19 protein-coding genes and 1 riboswitch are annotated in these 19,530 nt (G+C 69.8%); of the genes, 10 read left to right on the top strand and 9 right to left on the bottom strand.

Features of this window, described 5'->3' with window-relative positions; translation table 11 throughout:
- Positions 1 to 9 precede the first annotated feature (9 nt).
- A complete protein-coding gene (locus tag ACH47Z_RS14860; protein WP_399073631.1) occupies positions 10 to 1,518 on the bottom strand; it encodes a cytochrome ubiquinol oxidase subunit I in 1,509 nt (502 codons plus the stop codon).
- 209 nt (positions 1,519 to 1,727) lie between these two features.
- Between ACH47Z_RS14860 and ACH47Z_RS14855 the strand changes: the two genes are divergently transcribed.
- On the top strand, positions 1,728 to 2,132 hold the full coding sequence (locus tag ACH47Z_RS14855; protein WP_399073630.1) for a cyclophilin-like fold protein: 405 nt from the start codon (positions 1,728 to 1,730) through the stop codon (positions 2,130 to 2,132).
- A gap of 13 nt (positions 2,133 to 2,145) precedes the next feature.
- On the opposite strand, the gene hisC is transcribed toward ACH47Z_RS14855, so the two are convergent.
- Positions 2,146 to 3,225 (bottom strand): histidinol-phosphate transaminase, encoded by a 1,080-nt coding sequence (gene hisC, locus ACH47Z_RS14850; protein WP_399073629.1) that lies wholly within the window; start codon positions 3,223 to 3,225, stop codon positions 2,146 to 2,148.
- Between the two features lie 431 nt (positions 3,226 to 3,656).
- Between hisC and ACH47Z_RS14845 the strand changes: the two genes are divergently transcribed.
- The 3 genes from ACH47Z_RS14845 (at position 3,657) to ACH47Z_RS14835 (ending at position 7,208) form a co-directional block, all read left to right on the top strand.
- Positions 3,657 to 4,769, top strand: a complete 1,113-nt coding sequence (locus ACH47Z_RS14845; protein WP_399073628.1) for a LacI family DNA-binding transcriptional regulator — start codon at positions 3,657 to 3,659, stop codon at positions 4,767 to 4,769.
- Positions 4,770 to 5,084: 315 nt separating this feature from the next.
- Positions 5,085 to 6,164, top strand: a complete 1,080-nt coding sequence (locus ACH47Z_RS14840) for a metallophosphoesterase (RefSeq protein WP_399073627.1) — start codon at positions 5,085 to 5,087, stop codon at positions 6,162 to 6,164.
- A 180-nt stretch (positions 6,165 to 6,344) separates the two neighbouring features.
- Entirely contained in the window at positions 6,345 to 7,208 is an 864-nt protein-coding gene (locus ACH47Z_RS14835) for a hypothetical protein (protein WP_399073626.1), read from the top strand.
- Positions 7,209 to 7,429: 221 nt separating this feature from the next.
- On the opposite strand, the gene ACH47Z_RS14830 is transcribed toward ACH47Z_RS14835, so the two are convergent.
- The 3 genes from ACH47Z_RS14830 to thiC all read right to left on the bottom strand — a co-directional run bounded on the left by ACH47Z_RS14830 (position 7,430) and on the right by thiC (position 11,386).
- Positions 7,430 to 8,080, bottom strand: a complete 651-nt coding sequence (locus tag ACH47Z_RS14830) for a hypothetical protein (RefSeq protein WP_399073625.1) — start codon at positions 8,078 to 8,080, stop codon at positions 7,430 to 7,432.
- 8 nt (positions 8,081 to 8,088) lie between these two features.
- On the bottom strand, positions 8,089 to 9,354 hold the full coding sequence (locus tag ACH47Z_RS14825) for a DUF4241 domain-containing protein (protein WP_399073624.1): 1,266 nt from the start codon (positions 9,352 to 9,354) through the stop codon (positions 8,089 to 8,091).
- 247 nt (positions 9,355 to 9,601) lie between these two features.
- Positions 9,602 to 11,386 (bottom strand): phosphomethylpyrimidine synthase ThiC, encoded by a 1,785-nt coding sequence (gene thiC, locus ACH47Z_RS14820; RefSeq protein WP_399073623.1) that lies wholly within the window; start codon positions 11,384 to 11,386, stop codon positions 9,602 to 9,604.
- A riboswitch (TPP riboswitch) is annotated at positions 11,379 to 11,556 on the bottom strand. Its footprint overlaps the gene before it by 8 nt.
- Positions 11,557 to 11,636: 80 nt before the next feature.
- Between thiC and ACH47Z_RS14815 the strand changes: the two genes are divergently transcribed.
- The gene (locus ACH47Z_RS14815) at positions 11,637 to 13,175 is read left to right on the top strand and encodes a YibE/F family protein (protein WP_399073735.1); all 1,539 of its coding nucleotides are present in this window, start codon (positions 11,637 to 11,639) and stop codon (positions 13,173 to 13,175) included.
- A gap of 163 nt (positions 13,176 to 13,338) precedes the next feature.
- On the opposite strand, the gene ACH47Z_RS14810 is transcribed toward ACH47Z_RS14815, so the two are convergent.
- The 4 genes from ACH47Z_RS14810 to ACH47Z_RS14795 all read right to left on the bottom strand — a co-directional run bounded on the left by ACH47Z_RS14810 (position 13,339) and on the right by ACH47Z_RS14795 (position 15,729).
- A complete protein-coding gene (locus tag ACH47Z_RS14810) occupies positions 13,339 to 13,776 on the bottom strand; it encodes an SsgA family sporulation/cell division regulator (protein WP_399073622.1) in 438 nt (145 codons plus the stop codon).
- A gap of 99 nt (positions 13,777 to 13,875) precedes the next feature.
- Positions 13,876 to 14,610, bottom strand: coding sequence for an IclR family transcriptional regulator (locus ACH47Z_RS14805; protein WP_399073734.1), 735 nt, complete (start codon positions 14,608 to 14,610; stop codon positions 13,876 to 13,878).
- Between the two features lie 430 nt (positions 14,611 to 15,040).
- Positions 15,041 to 15,253 carry a DUF5326 family protein gene (locus ACH47Z_RS14800; RefSeq protein ID WP_020941063.1) on the bottom strand — a complete coding sequence of 71 codons (213 nt, stop codon included), beginning with the start codon at positions 15,251 to 15,253 and terminating at the stop codon, positions 15,041 to 15,043.
- 158 nt (positions 15,254 to 15,411) lie between these two features.
- Positions 15,412 to 15,729 carry a cupin domain-containing protein gene (locus ACH47Z_RS14795; RefSeq protein WP_023548672.1) on the bottom strand — a complete coding sequence of 106 codons (318 nt, stop codon included), beginning with the start codon at positions 15,727 to 15,729 and terminating at the stop codon, positions 15,412 to 15,414.
- Positions 15,730 to 15,787: 58 nt separating this feature from the next.
- Between ACH47Z_RS14795 and ACH47Z_RS14790 the strand changes: the two genes are divergently transcribed.
- From ACH47Z_RS14790 to ACH47Z_RS14770, 5 genes are all read left to right on the top strand, one after another.
- Entirely contained in the window at positions 15,788 to 16,165 is a 378-nt protein-coding gene (locus tag ACH47Z_RS14790) for a phage holin family protein (RefSeq protein ID WP_399073621.1), read from the top strand.
- Between the two features lie 7 nt (positions 16,166 to 16,172).
- Positions 16,173 to 16,667 (top strand): low molecular weight protein-tyrosine-phosphatase, encoded by a 495-nt coding sequence (locus tag ACH47Z_RS14785; protein ID WP_399073620.1) that lies wholly within the window; start codon positions 16,173 to 16,175, stop codon positions 16,665 to 16,667.
- Positions 16,664 to 17,812, top strand: coding sequence for a cystathionine gamma-lyase (locus ACH47Z_RS14780; protein WP_399073619.1), 1,149 nt, complete (start codon positions 16,664 to 16,666; stop codon positions 17,810 to 17,812). The genes ACH47Z_RS14785 and ACH47Z_RS14780 overlap by 4 nt, the downstream gene beginning before the upstream one ends.
- Positions 17,813 to 18,029: 217 nt before the next feature.
- A complete protein-coding gene (locus ACH47Z_RS14775) occupies positions 18,030 to 18,935 on the top strand; it encodes a LysR family transcriptional regulator (protein ID WP_399073618.1) in 906 nt (301 codons plus the stop codon).
- A gap of 111 nt (positions 18,936 to 19,046) precedes the next feature.
- A complete protein-coding gene (locus ACH47Z_RS14770) occupies positions 19,047 to 19,529 on the top strand; it encodes an NUDIX domain-containing protein (RefSeq protein ID WP_059250007.1) in 483 nt (160 codons plus the stop codon).
- Position 19,530: the final 1 nt, after the last annotated feature.

The following is a 19,530-nucleotide window of genomic DNA, read 5'->3' as shown; positions in this document are numbered from 1 at the left end:
TCCCCCGGCCTAGTAAGAGAAGGCCATCGGCTTGTCGGCGTCACGGGTGTCGCCGCCGATCTTCGTGGGCGGGTTGAGGTCGGCCTCGGTCAGCTCGGGCGGGCCGGCCTTGACGTACTTCGTGAGCAGCTTGACCTCGACCACGGCGAGGATCGCGTACAGCGACGCGAAGACGATCATCGAGGTGAGGACCTCGCCCTGGGAGACCCCGGGGGAGACCGCGTCGCGGGTCTGCAGGACGCCGTAGACGACCCACGGCTGGCGACCCATCTCGGTGAAGATCCAGCCCCAGGAGTTGGCTATCAGCGGGAAGGCCAGGGTCCAGGTCGCGATGCGCCAGTACCAGGGCGTCAGCTGCGGGCTGAGCGCCTTGTTCCTGAACAGCACCAGATGCGGCACCTCGTCCTCACCGACCCGCAGGTGCTGGGGCAGCATGAACTTCTTGCGGGTCAGCCACAGTCCGGCCAGGCCGATGGCGAAGGAGGCCATGCCGAAGCCGATCATCCAGCGGAAGCCCCAGAAGGCGACCGGGATGTTGGGCCGGTAGTCACCGGGGCCGAACTTCTGCTGCTCGGCCTTGTTGACGTCGTTGATGCCGGGGACGTACGAGCTGAAGTCGTCGTCGGCCAGGAAGGACAGCAGGCCGGGGACCTCAATCGCCACCGTGTTGTGGCCCTTCTCCACGTCGCCGTAGGCGAAGATCGAGAAGGGAGCCGGCTTCTGCCCGTCCCACAGCGCCTCGGCGGCCGCCATCTTCATCGGCTGCTGCTTGAACATGACCTTGCCGAGGGTGTCGCCGCTGATCGCGGTGAGCAGACCGGCGATGGCCACGGTGACCAGGCCCAGCCGCAGCGAGGTCTTCATCACACGGATGTGCCTCTTGCGGGCCAGGTGGTAGGCGGCGATGCCGACCATGAAGGCGCCACCGGTCAGGAAGGCCGCCGACAGGGTGTGGAAGGCCTGGCTGAGCGCGGTGTTCTGAGTCAGCACGGCCCAGAAGTCGGTCAGCTCGGCGCGGTGCCTGGCCTTGTCGATCTTGTAGCCGACCGGGTGCTGCATCCAGGAGTTGGCCGCGAGGATGAAGTACGCCGACAGGATCGTGCCGATCGAGACCATCCATATGCAGGCCAGGTGGATCTTCTTGGGCAGCTTGTCCCAGCCGAAGATCCACAGGCCGATGAAGGTGGACTCGAAGAAGAACGCGATCAGTGCCTCGAAGGCGAGCGGGGCCCCGAAGATGTCGCCGACGAAGCGCGAGTAGTCGGACCAGTTCATGCCGAACTGGAACTCCTGCACGATGCCGGTGACCACGCCCATGGCGATGTTGATCAGGAAGAGCTTGCCCCAGAACTTGGTCGCCTTGAGGTACTTCTCGTTCTCCGTGCGTACCCAGGCCGTCTGCAGCCCGGCCGTGAGGGCGGCCAGGGAGATCGTCAGCGGGACGAACAGGAAGTGGTAGACGGTGGTGATGCCGAACTGCCAGCGCGCCAGTGTCTCTGGCGCCAAAGCCAAGTCCACGTCGTCAGCTCCTTACTCCGCCGTGGTGAGCGGCGGTTTGCCCCGTTTGTCGCACACATCACGGGAGCAACCGGGACACGCTTGTGAACGCGTTCACATTCACAAGCCATTATGACGCACTGATTTTCAGCCCGACAGGGCGGGGTGGCCCTAGTGCCACGACGTCAAGACCTTGGCAGCGACTTCAACATCTTGTTGAATTGTGCGCCATGCAGATACGTATCTCCTGGCCCGCGGGAAACGTCACCGCGACCCTCCACGCAGACACACCGACCGCGCAGGCCCTCGCCAAGGCACTGCCGCTCACCTCCAGCGCCCGCACCTGGGGCGAGGAGGTCTATTTCGACACAGGTGTCTCTGTTTCACGTGAAACGGACGCCCGGCAGGTCGTGGAGCCGGGCACCGTGGCCTTCTGGACGGACGGCGACGCACTCGCCCTCCCCTACGGCCCCACACCGATATCGCGAGGCTGGGGGTCCCCCCGAACGGAGTTTGGGGGAGAGTGCCGCCTCGCGAGCCCGTGCAACATCCTCGGACGCCTGGACGGGGACGCCGGCGTTCTGGCGACCGTACGGGATGGCGACCCCGTCCGTGTGGAACTGATCGACGAGTAGGAGCACAGCCGAGCTACAGCTCCTTGCGGAACGCCTCCGTCATCTTCAGGAAGATGTCGTTCGCCTCGGTCTCACCGACCGTCACCCGCACGCCCTCGCCCGGGAACGGCCGGACCACCACCCCGTGCTGCTCACAGGCCTGCGCGAACGCGACCGTACGCTCCCCCAGCCGCAGCCAGACGAAGTTCGCCTGCGTCTCCGGCACCGTCCAGCCCTGGGCACGCAGCGCGTCGACCACGCGCGTGCGCTCGCACACCAGCGAGCCGACCCGGCCCAGCAGCTCGTCCTCCGCCCGCAGCGAGGCGATCGCCGCCTCCTGCGCCAGCTGGCTCACCCCGAACGGCACCGCGGTCTTGCGCAGCGCCGCCGCGACCGGCTCATGGGCGATCGCGAAACCGACGCGCAGCCCGGCGAGCCCATAGGCCTTGGAGAAGGTGCGCAGGACGCAGACGTTGGGCCGACTCCGGTACAGCTCGACGCCGTCGGGTACCTCGGGGTCGCGGATGAACTCGCGGTAGGCCTCGTCCAGCACCACCAGCACATCGCCGGGCACCCGGTCGAGGAACCGCTCCAGCTCGGCCCGCCGCACCACCGTGCCGGTCGGGTTGTTGGGGTTGCAGACGAAGATCAGCCGCGTGCGGTCGGTGATCGCGTCCGCCATCGCGTCCAGGTCGTGCACATCGCCGGGCGTGAGCGGCACCTGCACCGCCCGGGCGCCGCTGATCTGCGTGATGATCGGGTACGCCTCGAAGGACCGCCAGGCGTAGATCACCTCGTCGCCGGGTCCGCTGGTGGCCTGGACGAGCTGCTGGGCGACGCCCACCGAGCCGGTGCCGGTGGCCAGGTGGGAGAGCGGGACGCCGAAGCGCTCCGAGAGCTCGTTCATCAGCCCGGTGCAGGCCATGTCCGGGTAGCGGTTGAAATCGGCGGCGGCCGCCGTCACGCTCTCCATCACACCGGGCAGCGGCGGGTACGGGTTCTCGTTGGAGGACAGCTTGTAGGCGACCGGCCCGCCGGCCGCGGCGGGCTTGCCCGGCTTGTAGGTGGGGATACCCGCCAGCTCGGCGCGCAGCTTCGGGCTCGTCTCGCTCACCGCAGTCCTCCTCACGACCACCGGCGGACCGTCGACGCCGCCGGCTTTCCAATACTGCTCACCTTAAGAGGATTCGGCTCCGGTGCGTACAGGTGTGGCGACCACAACCGGAGAACCGCGGCCTTTCGGCAGGCATCAAGGGCATCCCCGTACGAAGGCGTACGTTTCAGGGGGCGCGCTGTACATATATCTATGCGCCGGTGGCTCACGCCGTGGCGCGCATCCCCCGTGCAGGTGAGTTGAGACCTCTTCGAAACATCGGGCACTTGGCAGGTCCATACGCGTCACTACGTCACGTCCTGCTGCAGGATCGTTCAACTACCTGCATTTCTAAGGCAGTTGATGCCGTGTGACCATGCAGAAACGTGCCTGTCAACGCGTGCATATGCGTCCGCACTACCCCACCTCATGAGCCCTACTATCGGCTCGCCATGACAGCAGCAGGGAAGCACCAGGTGAGCCGCGCGGAAACCTCACGTCGAGGCAGTCGGCCGGGCCGGGCGGGCATCAGAGACGTGGCCGCCGCCGCCGGAGTCTCCATCACGACCGTCTCCGACGCCCTCAACGGCAAGGGCCGGCTCCCGGATGCCACCCGGCGCCATGTCCGCGAGGTCGCCGACCGGCTCGGGTACCGCCCCTCGGCCGCCGCCCGAACCCTCCGTACCGGCAAGTCGGGTCTGATCGGCCTGACCGTGACGACGTACGGGGATGAACCTTTCACCTTCACGGAGTTCGCCTACTTCGCGGAGATGGCCCGGGCCGCCACCTCGGCCGCGCTCGCCCGCGGCTACGCCCTCGTCATCCTGCCCGCGACCTCCCGTCACGACGTGTGGTCCAACGTCGCGCTCGATGGCACCGTTGTCATCGACCCCTCCGACCAGGACCCGGTGGTCAGCGAGCTGGTCCGGCAGGGACTGCCGGTCGTCTCCGACGGCCGCCCGGCCGGCGCGCTGCCGGTCACGGCCTGGGTCGACAACGACCACGAGGCCGCCGTACTCGGCATCCTCGACCACCTCGCCGACGCCGGCGCCCGCCGCATCGGCCTGCTCACGGGCACCTCGACGGACACGTACACCCACCTGTCGACCACGGCGTACCTGCGCTGGTGCGAGCGGGTCGGCCAGGCCCCGGTCTACGAGGCCTACCCGGCGCACGACCCGTGCGCGGGCGCCGTCGCCGCCGACCGGCTGCTCGCCCGCCCCGACCGGCCCGACGCGGTCTACGGCCTGTTCGACCCCAACGGCACCGACCTGCTCGCCGCCGCCCGCCGCTACGGGCTGCGCGTCCCCGACGACCTGCTGCTGGTGTGCTGCAGCGAGTCCACGGTGTACGCGAGCACCGAGCCGCCCATCACCACGCTCTCCCTGAAGCCCCGCCGCATCGGCACCGCGGTGGTCCAGCTCCTCATCGACGCCATCGAGGGCGTCGACTCCGACCAGCCGGTCGAGCAGGTGATACCGACCGAGCTGATCGTGCGCACCTCCTCCCAGCGACGCCCTCCGCGCACGACGGTCAGCCCGCCGCGGACACCGGACGAGACGTGACGCCGTAGGGGGCGGCAAGACGTGACGCCGTAGGAACGACGACACACAGCGCCGTAAGAGCGGAGCGTACGCCCCGTACTCCCGGCGGTCGGTGGCGGGGACCCGGCGGACCGGCGACCGGCCGGCCCGCAGCGGGCCGAACACCTGCCCAAACGGGGCGAAAGCCGCGATGAACCGGAGTGTTGTTCCGATTCACCACCCCTGGGTCATCACACGGCGCGACGCGCATTCCTATGATGGGCCCACGACACCGCGGACCGCTGCGACCAGGCAGTCACAAGCGGTGCAGCTGCGGCGCGATGGTGGAGGGGTCTGATGACTCAGGGGGCCGGTCAGGGACCCGAGGTGGAGCGGACGGCGACGCTGCGCGACTTCCGGGTACCGGCATACGTCCACGAGACCGGTCCGTACGTCCGCACCGCCCACCCGGGCGACACCGTGCCGCCCGCCGACGAGGCGTACCCCGAGGGCTACACGCCGACGCAGCGCGACCTTCCGGTCATCAGCCGGACCGACACGGTCCAGGTCCCCGTCGAACCGGCGCCCGCGCCCCCGGTGCCACAGCCCGCGACCGGTCCCGGACCGCTGTTCGTCGTCGGAGACGTCCACGGATACCTCGACGAACTGGTGACCGCACTGCAGGAGCAGGGGCTGATCGACGCCTCGGGCCAGTGGTGCGCGGGCACCGCCCGGCTGTGGTTCCTCGGCGACTTCACCGACCGCGGGCCCGACGGCATCGGCGTCATCGACCTCGTGATGCGGCTGTCCGCCGAGGCCGCCGCTGCGGGCGGCTACTGCAAGGCGCTCATGGGCAACCACGAACTGCTGCTGCTCGGCGCCAAGCGGTTCGGCGACACCCCCGTCAACTCCGGCGCGGGCACCGCCACCTTCCAGGCGGCCTGGCTGCTCAACGGCGGCCAGAAGACCGACATGGACCGCCTCCAGGACCACCATCTGCAGTGGATGGCCCGCCTCGACGCCGTCGAGCTCGTCGACGGCTATCTGCTCGTGCACTCGGACACCACCGCCTACCTCGACTACGGCGACTCCATCGAGGCGGTCAACGACACCGTCCGCGAGACCCTCACCCGCAATGACGCGGACGAGTGCTGGGATCTGTTCCGCAAGTTCACCAAGCGTTTCTCCTTCCGCGACGAGGGGGGTGCAGACGCCGTCCGTTCCCTTCTCGATACGTACGGCGGCACCCGCATCGTTCACGGCCACAGCCCGATTCCCTATCTCCTCGGCGAGGTCGGCTCCGAGGACGGCGAGGAGGGCGGCGGCCCGGTCGTGGAGGGGCCGCATGTGTACGCCGACGGGCTCGCCATCGCCATGGACGGCGGAGTGACCATGGCCGGAAAGCTGCTGGTCCGGCAACTGCCCCTGGATAACTGACCGTTCCCCGGGAAAGCGTCCCGGCGGCGGCGTACGCGCAGGCTGGGACGCAATTTTCGCAACCCCCTGTCACCGCGCGCCGTCGCGGCTCTACCATCGGCATATCCGTAGCAGGCTCCCCTCCGTTTCTGCCCGACGGCTCGCCGGCGTGTGAGCCCCAGCCCTACGGAGCATCGGGGGATGCACATGAACAGCGTTCCGCAGCACCTGCAGAGCGAGGACCGCCAGGAATTCGAGCGGCTCCTCGATGAGGCGCTGCGCTCCGCACCACACCGTCCGGAACTCGCCGCTGTCGGACAGCGGCTCAACGCCGAACAGCTGCGCACCATGGCACTCAACGCCACCGCCCTGATCACGGCGGCCGCCGCGGCCGAGTACGAGCACTACGTCACGGTCCGCGAGGAGCTGCGCCACCCGGCGATGGCCCCCGCGGCCTCGGGCGATCCCGGTGCCACGGACCCGGGTCCGGCCGCGGCGGGGCCCGCCGCTCCCCTCGGCGAGGCGGCCGAGAACACCGGCGCGGGCGCCATCGCGGTCATCGCCGTGCTGGCTCCGGTCCTGTCCGGCACCGCCGCGGCGATATTCCTGCTCATCGGCTACATCCTGAAGACGCTGAACCCCGGCCAGACCTTCGCCCAGACCATGCTCACCGCCGGCTGGGTGTTCGGCGCCGTGACCGCGGCCACGATCCTCGTCGCCGCCGTCGGCCTGCTCCTCACCGCCCTGCACAACAACAGCTCGGACCAGGCCCAGGCGCTGGACGCGGCGCACCAGGAACTGGACCGGGCCAGAGAGGCCTGGCGCAACGCCCTACTGGAGCGCGGCATCCTGCCGTTCCTGCGTGAGGCGCTCGCCGAGCCCGGACCCGCCCCGGCGCAGCTGCGTACGACCCCGCCCGCCCCGACCGGCCGGATGCCCCGCCTGGGCTACGGCCGCCCCGGCTTCAGCAGCCCCGACGACGGCACCGGCTCCGGCCGCCCGAGCTTCACCAGCCCGGACTACACGAGCCCGGACTTCGGGGGGCCGGAGCATCAGCCCGAGTGACGTCGCGGGAGTCCGTGGTCCACGTGACCGTTCGGGGCCGGCGAGTGTGGAGCCGATCGGGCGGCCGACCGGTGGAGCGTCCGACGGGGCGGTGCCCTCCCGGTCGGCCGTGTCCGCGTCGCGCCCCAGCACTGCGCACCTGCGCGCTCAACGGGGCGCTCGGGGTGGCGAGTTCACCACTCCGAGCGGCGCCGTACGAAGCCGTCGGCGGCGTGCCCCGTTCAGTACCAGCGACTGAACGCGGCGACGCCCAGACCCGCGTCGGCCGCATGGCGCAGCACCTCGAGCGGACCATCCAGCAGATTCTCCGCCGCAAACTCGGGTGCGTCTCCCATGCCGGCCATCCAGTCACCGATCCGGCTCAGCACCGCCGCACGGCGCTCGCCGTCGATCCGCAGGGCCCGCTCTGCGTCGGGCAGAGCGGCGCGCACACCGTCGGCGGGGAGCAGGAAGTCGCCGAACCAGCCCGGCAGGAGCGCGGCCGCCTCGGCTCCCAGGCCGTAGTACAGCGCGGCGGCCGGAGTCGCCTTACGGGCGACCACGCAGAACACCCCGTCGGCTCCCTCGCCCGGCATCAGCTCCAGGCTCGCGTCGCGTATCGCCTCCGTCGCGGGGGTCTCCGGGTTGGCACCATGGACGAAATCCGCGAACCGTCTCCCCGCCGCGGTGGGTGACAGGGCTGCCGGATCGCTCCCGTCCCGGGCGAAGAAGGGCTCGTCGGCGCAGCCCTCACTCCACCAGGCCAGCGTCTCCGCGAAGCCGTCCGGCTTACGAAAGTCCCTCTCCGTGACGAGATGGACGAACTCTTCCGGCAGCGACACCGCGGCCCGGTCGGGTACGGCACCGACCACCCACATCCCGGTCGAGCTCATCGCGCGGCTCACAGGATCCTGAGGCCCGGAAGACAGACGCACACGACCGCGACCGAGACCAGCTTCCCGGAAGCCGAACGGCCCAGCCAGACCGGCCACCCCCCGTCGCCACCGGTGGGGAAGTGGATGAGATCACCGCCGGTGGCGCTGTCCGACGTGCGTACACAGCTGCCGTCGCCGACCCTCTCTCCGGCGTCTTCCTCCCCCTCGATGGCGTAGCGCTGGTAGTTGTCCGCGAGCACGGACCAGGCAGCCGAGTCGGCGAAGCTGCCCAGAGCGGCGTCGGTGGGGAAGCCGTAGCCCTCGCCGTCCCGCAGCAGCCTGGCGTCCTCGCCCTCGGCGAGCGCCAGCTCCCAGGTGACCGCCGGTTCCGGATCGATAAGGAGCCGTACGGCCGAGCCCTCCTCCACCGGGAACACCTCGTCCGCGTACTCCATCTCGTAGCTGAGGACGGCTTCCTGCAGCGGGTACGCGCCCGGCGGAATGCGCTCCAGCAGCTCGCGTTGCCTGCCGTCGGACGTCGTCAACGGGCAGGAGACGGCGAGTCTGCCGCTGGGCACCCGCAGCACCGCGAGGTCCCGAACGGCGCTGACCGTCATCTCCGCACAGTCCTCCGTCGCCACGCGCGTGCCGGGCCGGAACAACTCGCTCAGGTGTGGCGGAGCGGCCGGGCGCGGCGGCAGCCAGGGGGACGGAGCCGCGGATGCGCCCTCCGCAGCGGAGGCCTCCGGTTCGTCCGCATGCCGGCCACGGCGGGACGGCTCGGACAGGAGCGGGCTTCCGACACCTCGTACGCCGAACTCCGCTCGGTCCCGCCAACGGTCCGCCTCGGGAACGTCCGCGCGCCCCTGGCGCAACGAACCCAGGGCACCCTGCGGCTGGAACCCCGTGGTCCCCCTGCCGTCCGGTTCGAGGTCCGTGGTCGTACGCCAGACGTCCTTCGCGAACTCGGCCTGGTCCGGTGAGGCGTAGCGCCACTCCGACCGGTGGCGCAGGAACAGGCGCTCCGGTTCGAGCAGCCGCCAGTCCAGCTCCCGCGTACGGCGGCCCCGCTCGTCGTACGCCCACACGCCCACGTAGTGATCGGCCCAGGCCACGAGGTGCACCTCGACCGGTACGGCCCGCCCCGGCACCCGATGGACCATCACATACCGCTCAGCGGCCCTGTCCCGCGCCTCGGGCTCGGACCGCGAGAGCGGTTCCAGGGCGCTGCACGAGGACAGGTCCCACCCCTTGGCGTATGACACCAGCACGGTGCGTCCGTCGTCAGCCATCGCAGATCCCCTCCACGCTTCACAGACTGCTGCGCTGCTACGCACCGTAACGCCCGTCTCTGACAACGAGCCGAAGCCCGGGCCCGCCGTGGTGTTCCAGTCCCAGGAAGCACCAGAAGTCGAAGGGTGCTCCACCATCCAGGCGGTCCGAAGCATCACCCTCACGGACCGGCCGGTTCCTGGGATCGTCGGTCCGTGCCCCCGGGCGGCTCACATTTCCGGTGGCACGGACCGCCGTAGGCCGGACTCAGTCGGCGATCGGCAGATACACCCTGTTGCCGCTCGCCGCGAACTCCTTCGACTTCTGGGCCATGCCCTCCTCGATCTCGGTCCGGCTGCCGCCGTGTTCACGGCGGATGTCCTGCGAGATCTTCATGGAGCAGAACTTCGGCCCGCACATGGAGCAGAAGTGGGCCGTCTTGGCGGGCTCGGCCGGCAGGGTCTCGTCGTGGAACTCCCGTGCCGTGTCGGGGTCCAGGGCGAGGTTGAACTGGTCCTCCCACCGGAACTCGAAGCGGGCGTCGGACAGCGCGTCGTCCCACTCCTGCGCGCCCGGGTGACCCTTGGCGAGGTCGGCCGCGTGGGCGGCGATCTTGTAGGTGATGACGCCGGTCTTGACGTCGTCCCGGTTGGGCAGGCCCAGGTGCTCCTTCGGGGTGACGTAGCAGAGCATCGCCGTGCCCCACCAGGCGATCATCGCGGCGCCGATGCCGGAGGTGATGTGGTCGTACGCCGGCGCGACGTCCGTGGTCAGCGGGCCGAGCGTATAGAACGGGGCTTCATCGCAGATCTCCTGCTGGAGGTCGATGTTTTCCTTGATCTTGTGCATCGGGACGTGACCGGGGCCCTCGATCATCGTCTGCACATTGAAACGCTTGGCGATCCGGTTGAGTTCCCCAAGAGTTCGCAATTCCGCGAACTGTGCCTCGTCGTTGGCATCGGCGATGGAACCCGGCCTGAGACCGTCGCCCAGCGAGTACGTGACGTCGTAGGCGGCGAGGATCTCGCACAGCTCCTCGAAGTTCTCGTACAGGAACGACTCCTTGTGGTGCGCCAGGCACCACGCGGCCATGATCGAGCCGCCGCGCGAGACGATGCCCGTCTTGCGGTTGGCGGTGAGCGGCACGTACGGCAGGCGCACGCCGGCGTGCACGGTCATGTAGTCCACGCCCTGCTCAGCCTGCTCGATGACCGTGTCCTTGTAGATCTCCCAGGTCAGTTCCTCGGCCCTGCCGTCGACCTTCTCCAGGGCCTGGTAGAGCGGGACCGTGCCGATGGGGACGGGGGAGTTGCGCAGCACCCATTCGCGGGTCGTGTGGATGTTGCGGCCGGTGGACAGGTCCATGACCGTGTCGGCGCCCCAGCGGGTCGCCCAGGTCATCTTCTCCACCTCCTCCTCGATGGAGGAGGTCACCGCGGAGTTGCCGATGTTGGCGTTGACCTTCACCAGGAACCGCTTGCCGATGATCATCGGCTCGATCTCCGGGTGGTTGACGTTGGCCGGCAGCACCGCGCGACCCGCCGCGATCTCCTCGCGGACCACCTCGGGCGAAACGTTCTCCCGGACGGCCACGTACTCCATCTCCGGGGTGATCTCGCCCCGGCGGGCGTACGCGAGTTGCGTCACCGCCTCACCGCTGCGGCCCCGGCGCGGCTGGCGCGGCCGCCCCGGGAAGACCGCGTCCAGGTTGCGCAGCCCGCCGCGCGGCGAGGTGTGCTTGATCCCGTCGTCCTCGGGGCGCACGGGACGGCCCGCGTACTCCTCGGTGTCGCCACGGGCGATGATCCAGTTCTCCCGCAGCGGCGGCAGGCCCCTGCGGACGTCGGTGTCGACGAGTGGATCGGTGTACGGGCCCGACGTGTCGTACAACGTGACCGACTGCCCGTTGGTGAGGTGCACCTGACGGACCGGCACGCGCAGGTCGGGGCGCGAACCCTCGACGTACGCCTTGTGCCAGCCGATGGACTTCCCGGCCTCCTGGGACTTCTCGCCCTGGACGGAGACAGGCGTGCGTGCGTCCTTGTTGGTCATGAGACCTACTCCCTACGCCGGCATTACCCGGTAACAGGTTCGGCGGTCGACGCAGCGGTTTCCGTCTGCCGGTGTTTCCTGTGGAACAGGCTTCGTTCCACGTGAAACATCGCGAATACGGAGGTCAGCGTCCTCTCAGCCCGGTGCTCCGAGCTCCCGCGTGTGCAAAGGTGCCTCAACGCTAGCGTCATATGTGGCGTGCTGAACAGTGGGCCCCTGCCCTTCTTGCGATGATCGGGCGGTGACCAGGATGGAGCAGTACCCGTACCAGCCGCCCGAGCCGCACCACCGGGACGGCTCAGCGCCGGACGCCGGGTACGGCCATGCCGGCACCGCGCCGGACGCCGGGTACGGCCCTGCGCGGGATTCCGGCGGCGATGGCGGCCACCGGCACGATCTCGCAGACGGCCACAGTCACGGCCACGGTCACGGCCGCGGCCATGACCACGACGATGGCCCCTCGCACGGCCACAGTCACAGCCACGGGCCCGCCACCCCCGTCTCCAAGCATCTGCGCAAGGTCATCGCCGCGATCCTGGTCCCGTTCACCGCGGCGGTCGTGGTCGGTCTGGTGGTGCTCTGGCCTGGCGCAGCCCCGCCGCACAAGCGCACCGGCGTCGGCTTCGACCGGCAGACCCAGCAGGCCACGGTCACCCAGGTCGTCCAGGTCAGCTGCCAGTCGGTGAACGCCTCCGGCGACACCCCGACCGGCGACACCTCCACCGCCGAGGGCAGTTCGGCGCAGCAGCAGGCCAACGGGAAGTGCAAAAAGGCGACCGTCCGGGTGGACACCGGCAAGGACAAGGGCCGTACGTTCACCGAGATCGTGCAGCCGGACCAGCCGCGGCAACTGCACCAGGGCGAGAAGGTCGTGGTCGCCTACGAGCCCTCGGCACCGAAAGACCTGCAGTACTCGGTCGCCGACGTGAACCGGACGTTCCCCATGTACCTGCTCGCGGGGATCTTCGCGCTCGCCGTCGTGGTGGTGGGCCGGCTGCGCGGTGTCATGGCGCTCGTCGCACTGACGGTGAGCTTCCTGGTGCTGACCCTGTTCATCCTGCCCGCCGTCCTTCAGGGGTCGAACCCGCTGCTCGTGGCGGTGGTCGGGTCGAGCGCCATCATGCTGATCGCCCTGTACATGTGCCACGGTCTGTCGGCCCGTACGTCGGTGGCGGTGCTCGGCACGCTGATCTCGCTGTCGCTGATCGGCCTGCTCGGCTCGCTGTTCATCGGCTGGGCCGCGCTGACCGGCAACACGGACGACAACACCGGCCTGATCCACGGCCTGTATCCGTCGATCGACATGAGCGGTCTGCTGCTCGCCGGCGTCATCATCGGTTCGCTCGGTGTCCTGGACGACGTGACCGTGACACAGACCTCGGCCGTCTGGGAGCTGCACGAGGCCAACCCCTCGATGGGCTGGCGCGGGCTGTACCGGGCGGGCATCCGCATCGGCCGCGACCACATCGCGTCCGTGGTCAACACCCTCGTCCTCGCCTACGCCGGTGCGGCGCTGCCGTTGCTGCTGCTGTTCTCGATCGCGCAGAGCAGCGTCGGAACCGTAGCCAACAGTGAGCTGGTGGCCGAGGAGATCGTACGCACGCTGGTGGGCTCGATCGGCCTGGTCGCCTCGGTCCCGGTCACCACCGCGCTCGCCGCGCTCGTCGTGTCGGCCGACCGGCCCGGACCGGATGCCCCGGCCCGCGCCGGTGCCCAGCGAATCCCGGCCCCCACCGGCACCCAGCCCGCCCCGGCCCGCGGCGGCCGGGGCCGGCGCCGGAAGCGGTGAGACGGGGCGAGGCGACACCGGCAGCGGTGAGGCGGGGCGAGGCGACGCCGGCAGCGGTGAGGCGGGGGCGCCGGTAGCGCCCTCTGCTCGCCGCCCTTCGCAGAAGCGTTCCTGCACAGCTCCACCCGGTACGCGGAGCACCCGGCGCCCGTGCCGTAACGCTTCAGCCGGCGCTCTGTTCCTCGGCCAGGATGCGGTCCAGGGCCTCGTCCAGATGCGCGTCGAAGTCGGCCAGCGCGCCCTCCTGGCCGAGCGGGACCAGCTTGTCCGTACGGTCCAGGAAGGCCACGAGCGGCGGTGCCGACGAGCGGAACAGCGCCTGGTCGCCGCTGACCTGAAGCCTGATCAGCACTTCGCCGAGCACCTCGGAATCGACGGGGGCGATGTGCACATCGCCTTCCCCACACGGCCGGCCGACCCCGTCGATCAGCAGCTCGCGCCCGAAGGCCCAGGTCACCGGGGCATCACCGGGCAGATGAAAGGTCAGCCGCACGGCATAGGGATCACTGGTCTCGTAGCGCAACTCCACCGGAATGCGGAAGGAGAGCTCCTCCGAGACGAGAAAGCTCATCATGACTTCTGCCTGTACGGACTCGCGCATCGTCTACCCCGTCGTAGGACATCGACTGGCTGGGATTGATCCCTCTAAGCGTGGTCAAATCTTGCTGAACGTACACAGCGCATCACAAGGAGTAAGTTTTCAGATACTGATAGAGAGCGTGAGCGTCCCCAGGTGCCGCCCGATCTCCGTCTGCAGCCGATGGGCCGCGGGCAGCAGCCGGTCGGCCTGGTGGAGCGGGAGCGACATGGCCATCGTGGCCACGGTGGTGCCGACCGTGATGGGGACCGCCGCGCAGACCGTCCCGAGCGCGTACTCCTGGCGCTCCACCACCGGCTCCATGCGCCGCGTCCGGGCCAGCCGCCGCAGCAGGGCGTCGTTGTCCCGGACCGTGTACGGCGTGATGGGCTGCACGGGATAGCGGGCGAGATGGTCGCGGCGGGCGTCCTCGTCCAGCTGGGAGAGCAGGCACTGCCCGATGGCGTGCGCGTGACCGGTCGCCCGGAAGTCGGCCCACTCCTCGACCGCGGGGGCCTCCGGGGAGTCGGAGACGCACATGACCTCGATCTCGCCGTCCCGATACATCGCGTAGTACACCGGCACACCGATGGAATCGCGCCAGTGCGCCAGCGTGTCCGCCACCGCGCTGCGACGTTTCTGCTGTGCGCCGCTGCTGCCCAGCCGCTCAGCGGCGTCACCGAGGAAGAACAGCCCTTTCTCACGGCGCAGATAGCCCTCGTGGACCAGGGTGCGCAGCAGGTGGTACGTCGTGGGCAGGGCGAGGCCGGTCTCGCGGGCCAGTTGCTTGGCGGGGGCGCCGTAGACATGCGCGGCGACGGTCTCCAGCAGGCGCATGGCGCGCTGGACGGATCCGATGAGCGTCGCGGCGGCCGCCGGTTCGGGGGAGTTGACGGGGCGCGGCTGGACGGGGAGTGCTGGGGGGCGGGACTGGCCGGAAACGTCCGCCGCGTGCGGCTGGCCGGGCACGGCCACGGCCGGGGAGGGCGGGTGCCGCGTGGGAGGTGCGCAGGAGCGCGGTGCGGTGAGGGGTGTGTGGGATTCCGCCGGTGCGGTGTCAACCATGGCCAAGGGTCACTCCCGGAACGCGATGGGCAGCCCGTGCCGGGGAAGAGCACGGAGGGGTCTGCGCCGCCCACGGGGCCGGACCCCGTGGGGAGTTCCGGACTTTAACCGTCCGCCACCGCATACAGACGGCCTCGCGGGGAAACTTCCCTCCCCCGAGGGAACCGGTCACCCTGGCCGGGACCGGTGATCGCGTCGTTCGCTCACCAGTCCCCGCGGCCCGTCACCAGTCGCTGCGCGACGAGGAGTTCGACATGAACTTGCGCACGACGTAGATCAGTCCGCCGACCAGCGCGACGAAGACCAGCGCCTTGAACAGCAGGCCGATCACGAACCCGACGACGGTCGCTATCAGACCGCCGAACACGACCAGGGCGATGACCGGCACCGCGACCCACTTCACCCACCACGGCAGTCCCGCGAAGATCTCTCGCATCGCCCTTGTCCTTTTCATCGTCGGAGTCGTCGTACGTCTTGTGTTCGTACGTCGTTGATGTTCCGCATTCGATGCTAGAGCCGCGAGGGGGCTTCACGGGGGCCTCGCGTCCCTTGTCCTCCCCTGACCCTTCCCCTAGGGAACCCCGGGGTCCGGCCTCACGCCTCGGGCGGAGAGAAGACGACGAGAACCCTCAGATCCTCGCTGATGTGGTGGAACTTGTGGGCGACCCCGGCCGGCACGTACACGACGCTGCCCCGGGCCACCTCGGTCGTCTCCAGGCCGACGGTGATCGACGCCCGGCCGCTCACCACGAAGTACACCTCGTCCTGGTTGTGCGGCTTCTGCGGGTCGTGCTCGCCGGCGTTGAGCGCGTACAGCCCGACCGACATGTTCCGCTCCCGCAGGAACTGCAGGTAGGCCCCCTCGTTGGCGGCGCGCTCCGCCTCCAGTTCGTCCAGCCGGAATGCCTTCATCGCGCTGTTGCCCTCGCCTCACTGCTCGGTTCCGATCCGGTCTGCCACGATCAGACACATGAAGAATTTCGTAGTCAAGACGATCGCCAACGCGGGCGCCCTCGCGGTCGCCGTATGGGTGCTCGACAAGATCACCCTGACCGGTGACAACACGGCCAAGAAGGCCGGCACGCTGATCGTGGTCGCGCTGATCTTCGGCCTGGTCAACTCGCTGGTCAAGCCGATCGTGAAGGTGCTCACCTTCCCGCTGTTCATCCTCACCCTGGGTCTGATCACCCTGGTCGTGAACGCGCTGATGCTGCTGCTGACGTCCTGGGTGTGCGGCAAGCTCTCGCTGAGCTTCCATGTGGAGGGTTTCTGGACGGCAGTCCTCGGCGGTCTGATCGTCTCCGTCGTCTCCTGGGCCCTGCACATGATCCTGCCGGACGAGGACTGAGCCGGCCATGACCTACCGCGTCTGCTTCGTGTGCACCGGCAACATCTGCCGCTCTCCGATGGCCGAATCCGTCTTCCGCGCGCGCGTGGCGGAGGCCGGGCTGGAGGACCGGGTGGAGGTCGACAGCGCCGGTACCGGCGGCTGGCACGAGGGTGACCCCGCCGACCCGCGCACCGTCTCGGTGCTCGAGGAGCACGGCTACGACAGCGGGCACGTCGCACGGCAGTTCCAGCCGTCGTGGTTCGCCCGTCTCGACCTCGTGATCGCCCTCGACACCGGCCATCTCAAGGCCCTGCGCCGCCTCGCCCCCACCGAGGAGGACGCCCGCAAGATACGCCTGCTGCGCTCTTATGACCCCGCCGCGGGCGACGACGACCTCGACGTACCGGATCCGTACTACGGACACCGCGCCGGCTTCGAGGAGTGCCTTGAGATGGTGGAGGCGGCGAGCACCGGGCTGCTCGCCGCCGTACGGGAACACCTGGAAGGACGGGCCGCATGAACGACGTCACCGGGGACGCGCGTCGGTCCGGCGACGGCACGCGCGCGGTACGCGCGGGACTGCCCGGGCCGGTCAAGCACGAGCCGACCCTGCCCGGACCGGTGTTCGCGGCACACTTCCACCTGCCCGGCGAGGCGACGGGCCCGTATCTGTACGGCCGCGACGAGAACCCGACCTGGACGCTGCTGGAGCGGGCCATCGGCGAGCTGGAGGCGCCCGGGCGGGACGACGTCGAGACGCTGGTCTTCGCCTCCGGCATGGCGGCGATCTCCTCCGTGCTCTTCTCCCAGCTGCGCGCCGGCGACGCGGTCGTGCTGCCCTCCGACGGCTACCAGGTGCTGCCGCTGGTCCGCGCCCAGCTGGAGGCGTACGGCATCGAGGTGCGCACGGCGCCCACCGGCGGTGACGGCCAGCTGGAGGTCCTCGACGGCGCCCGGCTGCTGTGGATCGAGTCCCCGTCGAACCCGGGACTGGACGTGTGCGACATCCGGCGGCTGGTGGCGGCGGCCCACGCGCAGGGCGCCCTGGTGGCCGTCGACAACACCCTCGCCACCCCGCTCGGGCAGCGCCCGCTGGAGCTGGGCGCCGACTTCTCGGTGGCCAGCGGCACCAAGCAGCTCACCGGGCACGGAGACATCCTGCTGGGCTACGTCGCGGGGCGGGACGCCGAGGCGATGACCGCCGTACGGCGCTGGCGCAAGATCGTCGGGGCGATCTCCGGGCCCATGGAGGCCTGGCTCGCGCACCGGTCCATCGCCACGCTCCAGTTGCGCGTCGAGCGGCAGAACGCCACCGCCCTCGCGGTCGCCGAGGCCCTGCGGCAGCGGCCCGAGGTGTCCGGTCTGCGCTATCCCGGGCTGCCCGACGACCCCGCGCACAAGACCGCCTCGCAGCAGATGCGCCGCTATGGCTGCGTGGTCTCCTTCACGCTGCCCACGCGCGCGCGTGCCGAGCGTTTTCTCGAGGCCCTGCGGCTGGTGGAGGACGCGACGAGCTTCGGCGGGGTGCGCTCGACGGCCGAGCGGCGGCGCCGCTGGGGCGGGGACGACGTCCCGGAGGGCTTCATCCGGATGTCCGTCGGCGCCGAGGACCCCGAGGACCTGATCGCGGACGTGCTGCGAGCCCTGGACGAATCCGCCGAGTGAGCCACCGTGCGTCCGCTCCCTGACGTCGCGCGACGGTCCGAGCCTCCCCCCTCGTGGCTCGGACCGTCCTCGGTTCCGCGCGCGAAGAACCGCGCGAACAAGGCTAGTTGACTCTCTGTCAGTGTCCAATCACGCTAGCGACAGAGACCTATCGACTTATTTATAGTTAGTGCCTGCCTGGGCGCCGGAGGAGGGCAGGGACAGGGGAGGGGAAACCGTGGATCTGGCCTTGCTGCGCACCTTCGTCACCGTGCACCGGGCTGGCTCCTTCACCCGTGCCGCGGCGCTGCTCGGCCTCTCCCAGCCCGCCGTGACCTCGCAGATCCGGACGCTGGAACGCCAGTTGGGCAAGCCGCTCTTCCTGCGGCAGGCGCGCGGGGTGACCCCGACGACCATCGGCGACGAACTCGCGCACAAGGCCGCGCCCCACCTCGACGCCCTGGTGGAGATAGCCGAGAGCGGCCTGGACGACGACTCCTCGCTGAGAACCCTGCACCTCGCCGGCCCGCCCGAGTTCACCGCCGAACGCGCCCTGCCCGCCCTCACGGAGCTGACCGGCGACGACGGCCAGGGATTCGCCCTGCGCGCTTCCTTCGGCACAGCCGAGGAGACACTGGAGGGCCTGGCCGCCGGACACCATGATCTGGCCATCAGTACGGCCCGGCCGCGCGGTGCTCTGCTCACCGCGACTCCGCTCTGCGACGAGGAACACGTGCTGGTCGCCGCTCCCCGCTGGGTGGAGCGGATCGGTGCGGAGGAACTGCGCCTGAAGGGGGCGCTGGCGCTGGAGAACCTGCCCGTCGTGGAGGTCCACGAGTCGCTGCCCCTGGTCTCGCACTACTGGGCCTCCGTCTTCGACTCACGCCCGGCCGCCTCGGGCACCGTCATCGTCCCGGATCTACGGGCCGTGCTCGCCTGCGCGATCGCCGGTGCCGGACTGGCGGTGCTGCCCCGCTATCTGTGCGCCCCGGCCCTCACCCAGGGCACGATCGTGACGCTGCACGACCCGGCGGTACCGCCACTGCGCACGTACTTCCTGGTGGTGCGCACCGGCACCCTCGCCATGCCCCATGTGGCACGCGCCCACGAGTGGCTCCAGCGAGCGGCCGCGTCCTGGGGCTGACCTGCCCATCAGGGGATACGCACGCCCTCAGTCAGGGGGTTGCACGCGCTGCGGTCGTACGGTGGCGCTTTGCGATGTTTCACGTGGAACCAGCCGGGCCACATTTCTCCCATGACCGTCCGACCCGTGGTCAAGCGCACCGCCCGTGCCGTTCTCCTGGACGGTGACGACCTGATCCTGATCAAGCGCACCAAGCCCGGTGTCGATCCCTACTGGGTCACTCCCGGTGGCGGGGTCGAGCCCGGGGATTCGACCGTCGTGGACGCCCTGCACCGCGAGGTGTACGAGGAACTCGGCGCCAAGATCACCGATGTCGTCCCATGCTTCGTGGACACGGTGGAGCACATCGGCGAAGACGGCGGCGCGACCGGCGTGAAGGTGCAGCACTTCTTCGTCTGCCGCCTGGAGTCCATGGACCCGTCCCTGCGGCACGGCCCCGAAGTGGACGAGCCCGCCGGTGAGTACGAGATCGTCCGCGTCCCCTTCACCCGCGTCGGCATCGCCTCCGTCCACCTCGTCCCGCTGTCGCTGCGCCACTACCTGGACGGCAACATCGAGGGCGTACGGGCCATGCACGCTCCCGACCTCGGATAGC

Source organism: Streptomyces sp. NPDC020192, assembly GCF_044388685.1.
GTDB lineage: Bacteria > Actinomycetota > Actinomycetes > Streptomycetales > Streptomycetaceae > Streptomyces.
Note: the sequence above shows the minus strand (reverse complement) of the source record. Positions and strands in the feature narration are given on the sequence as shown.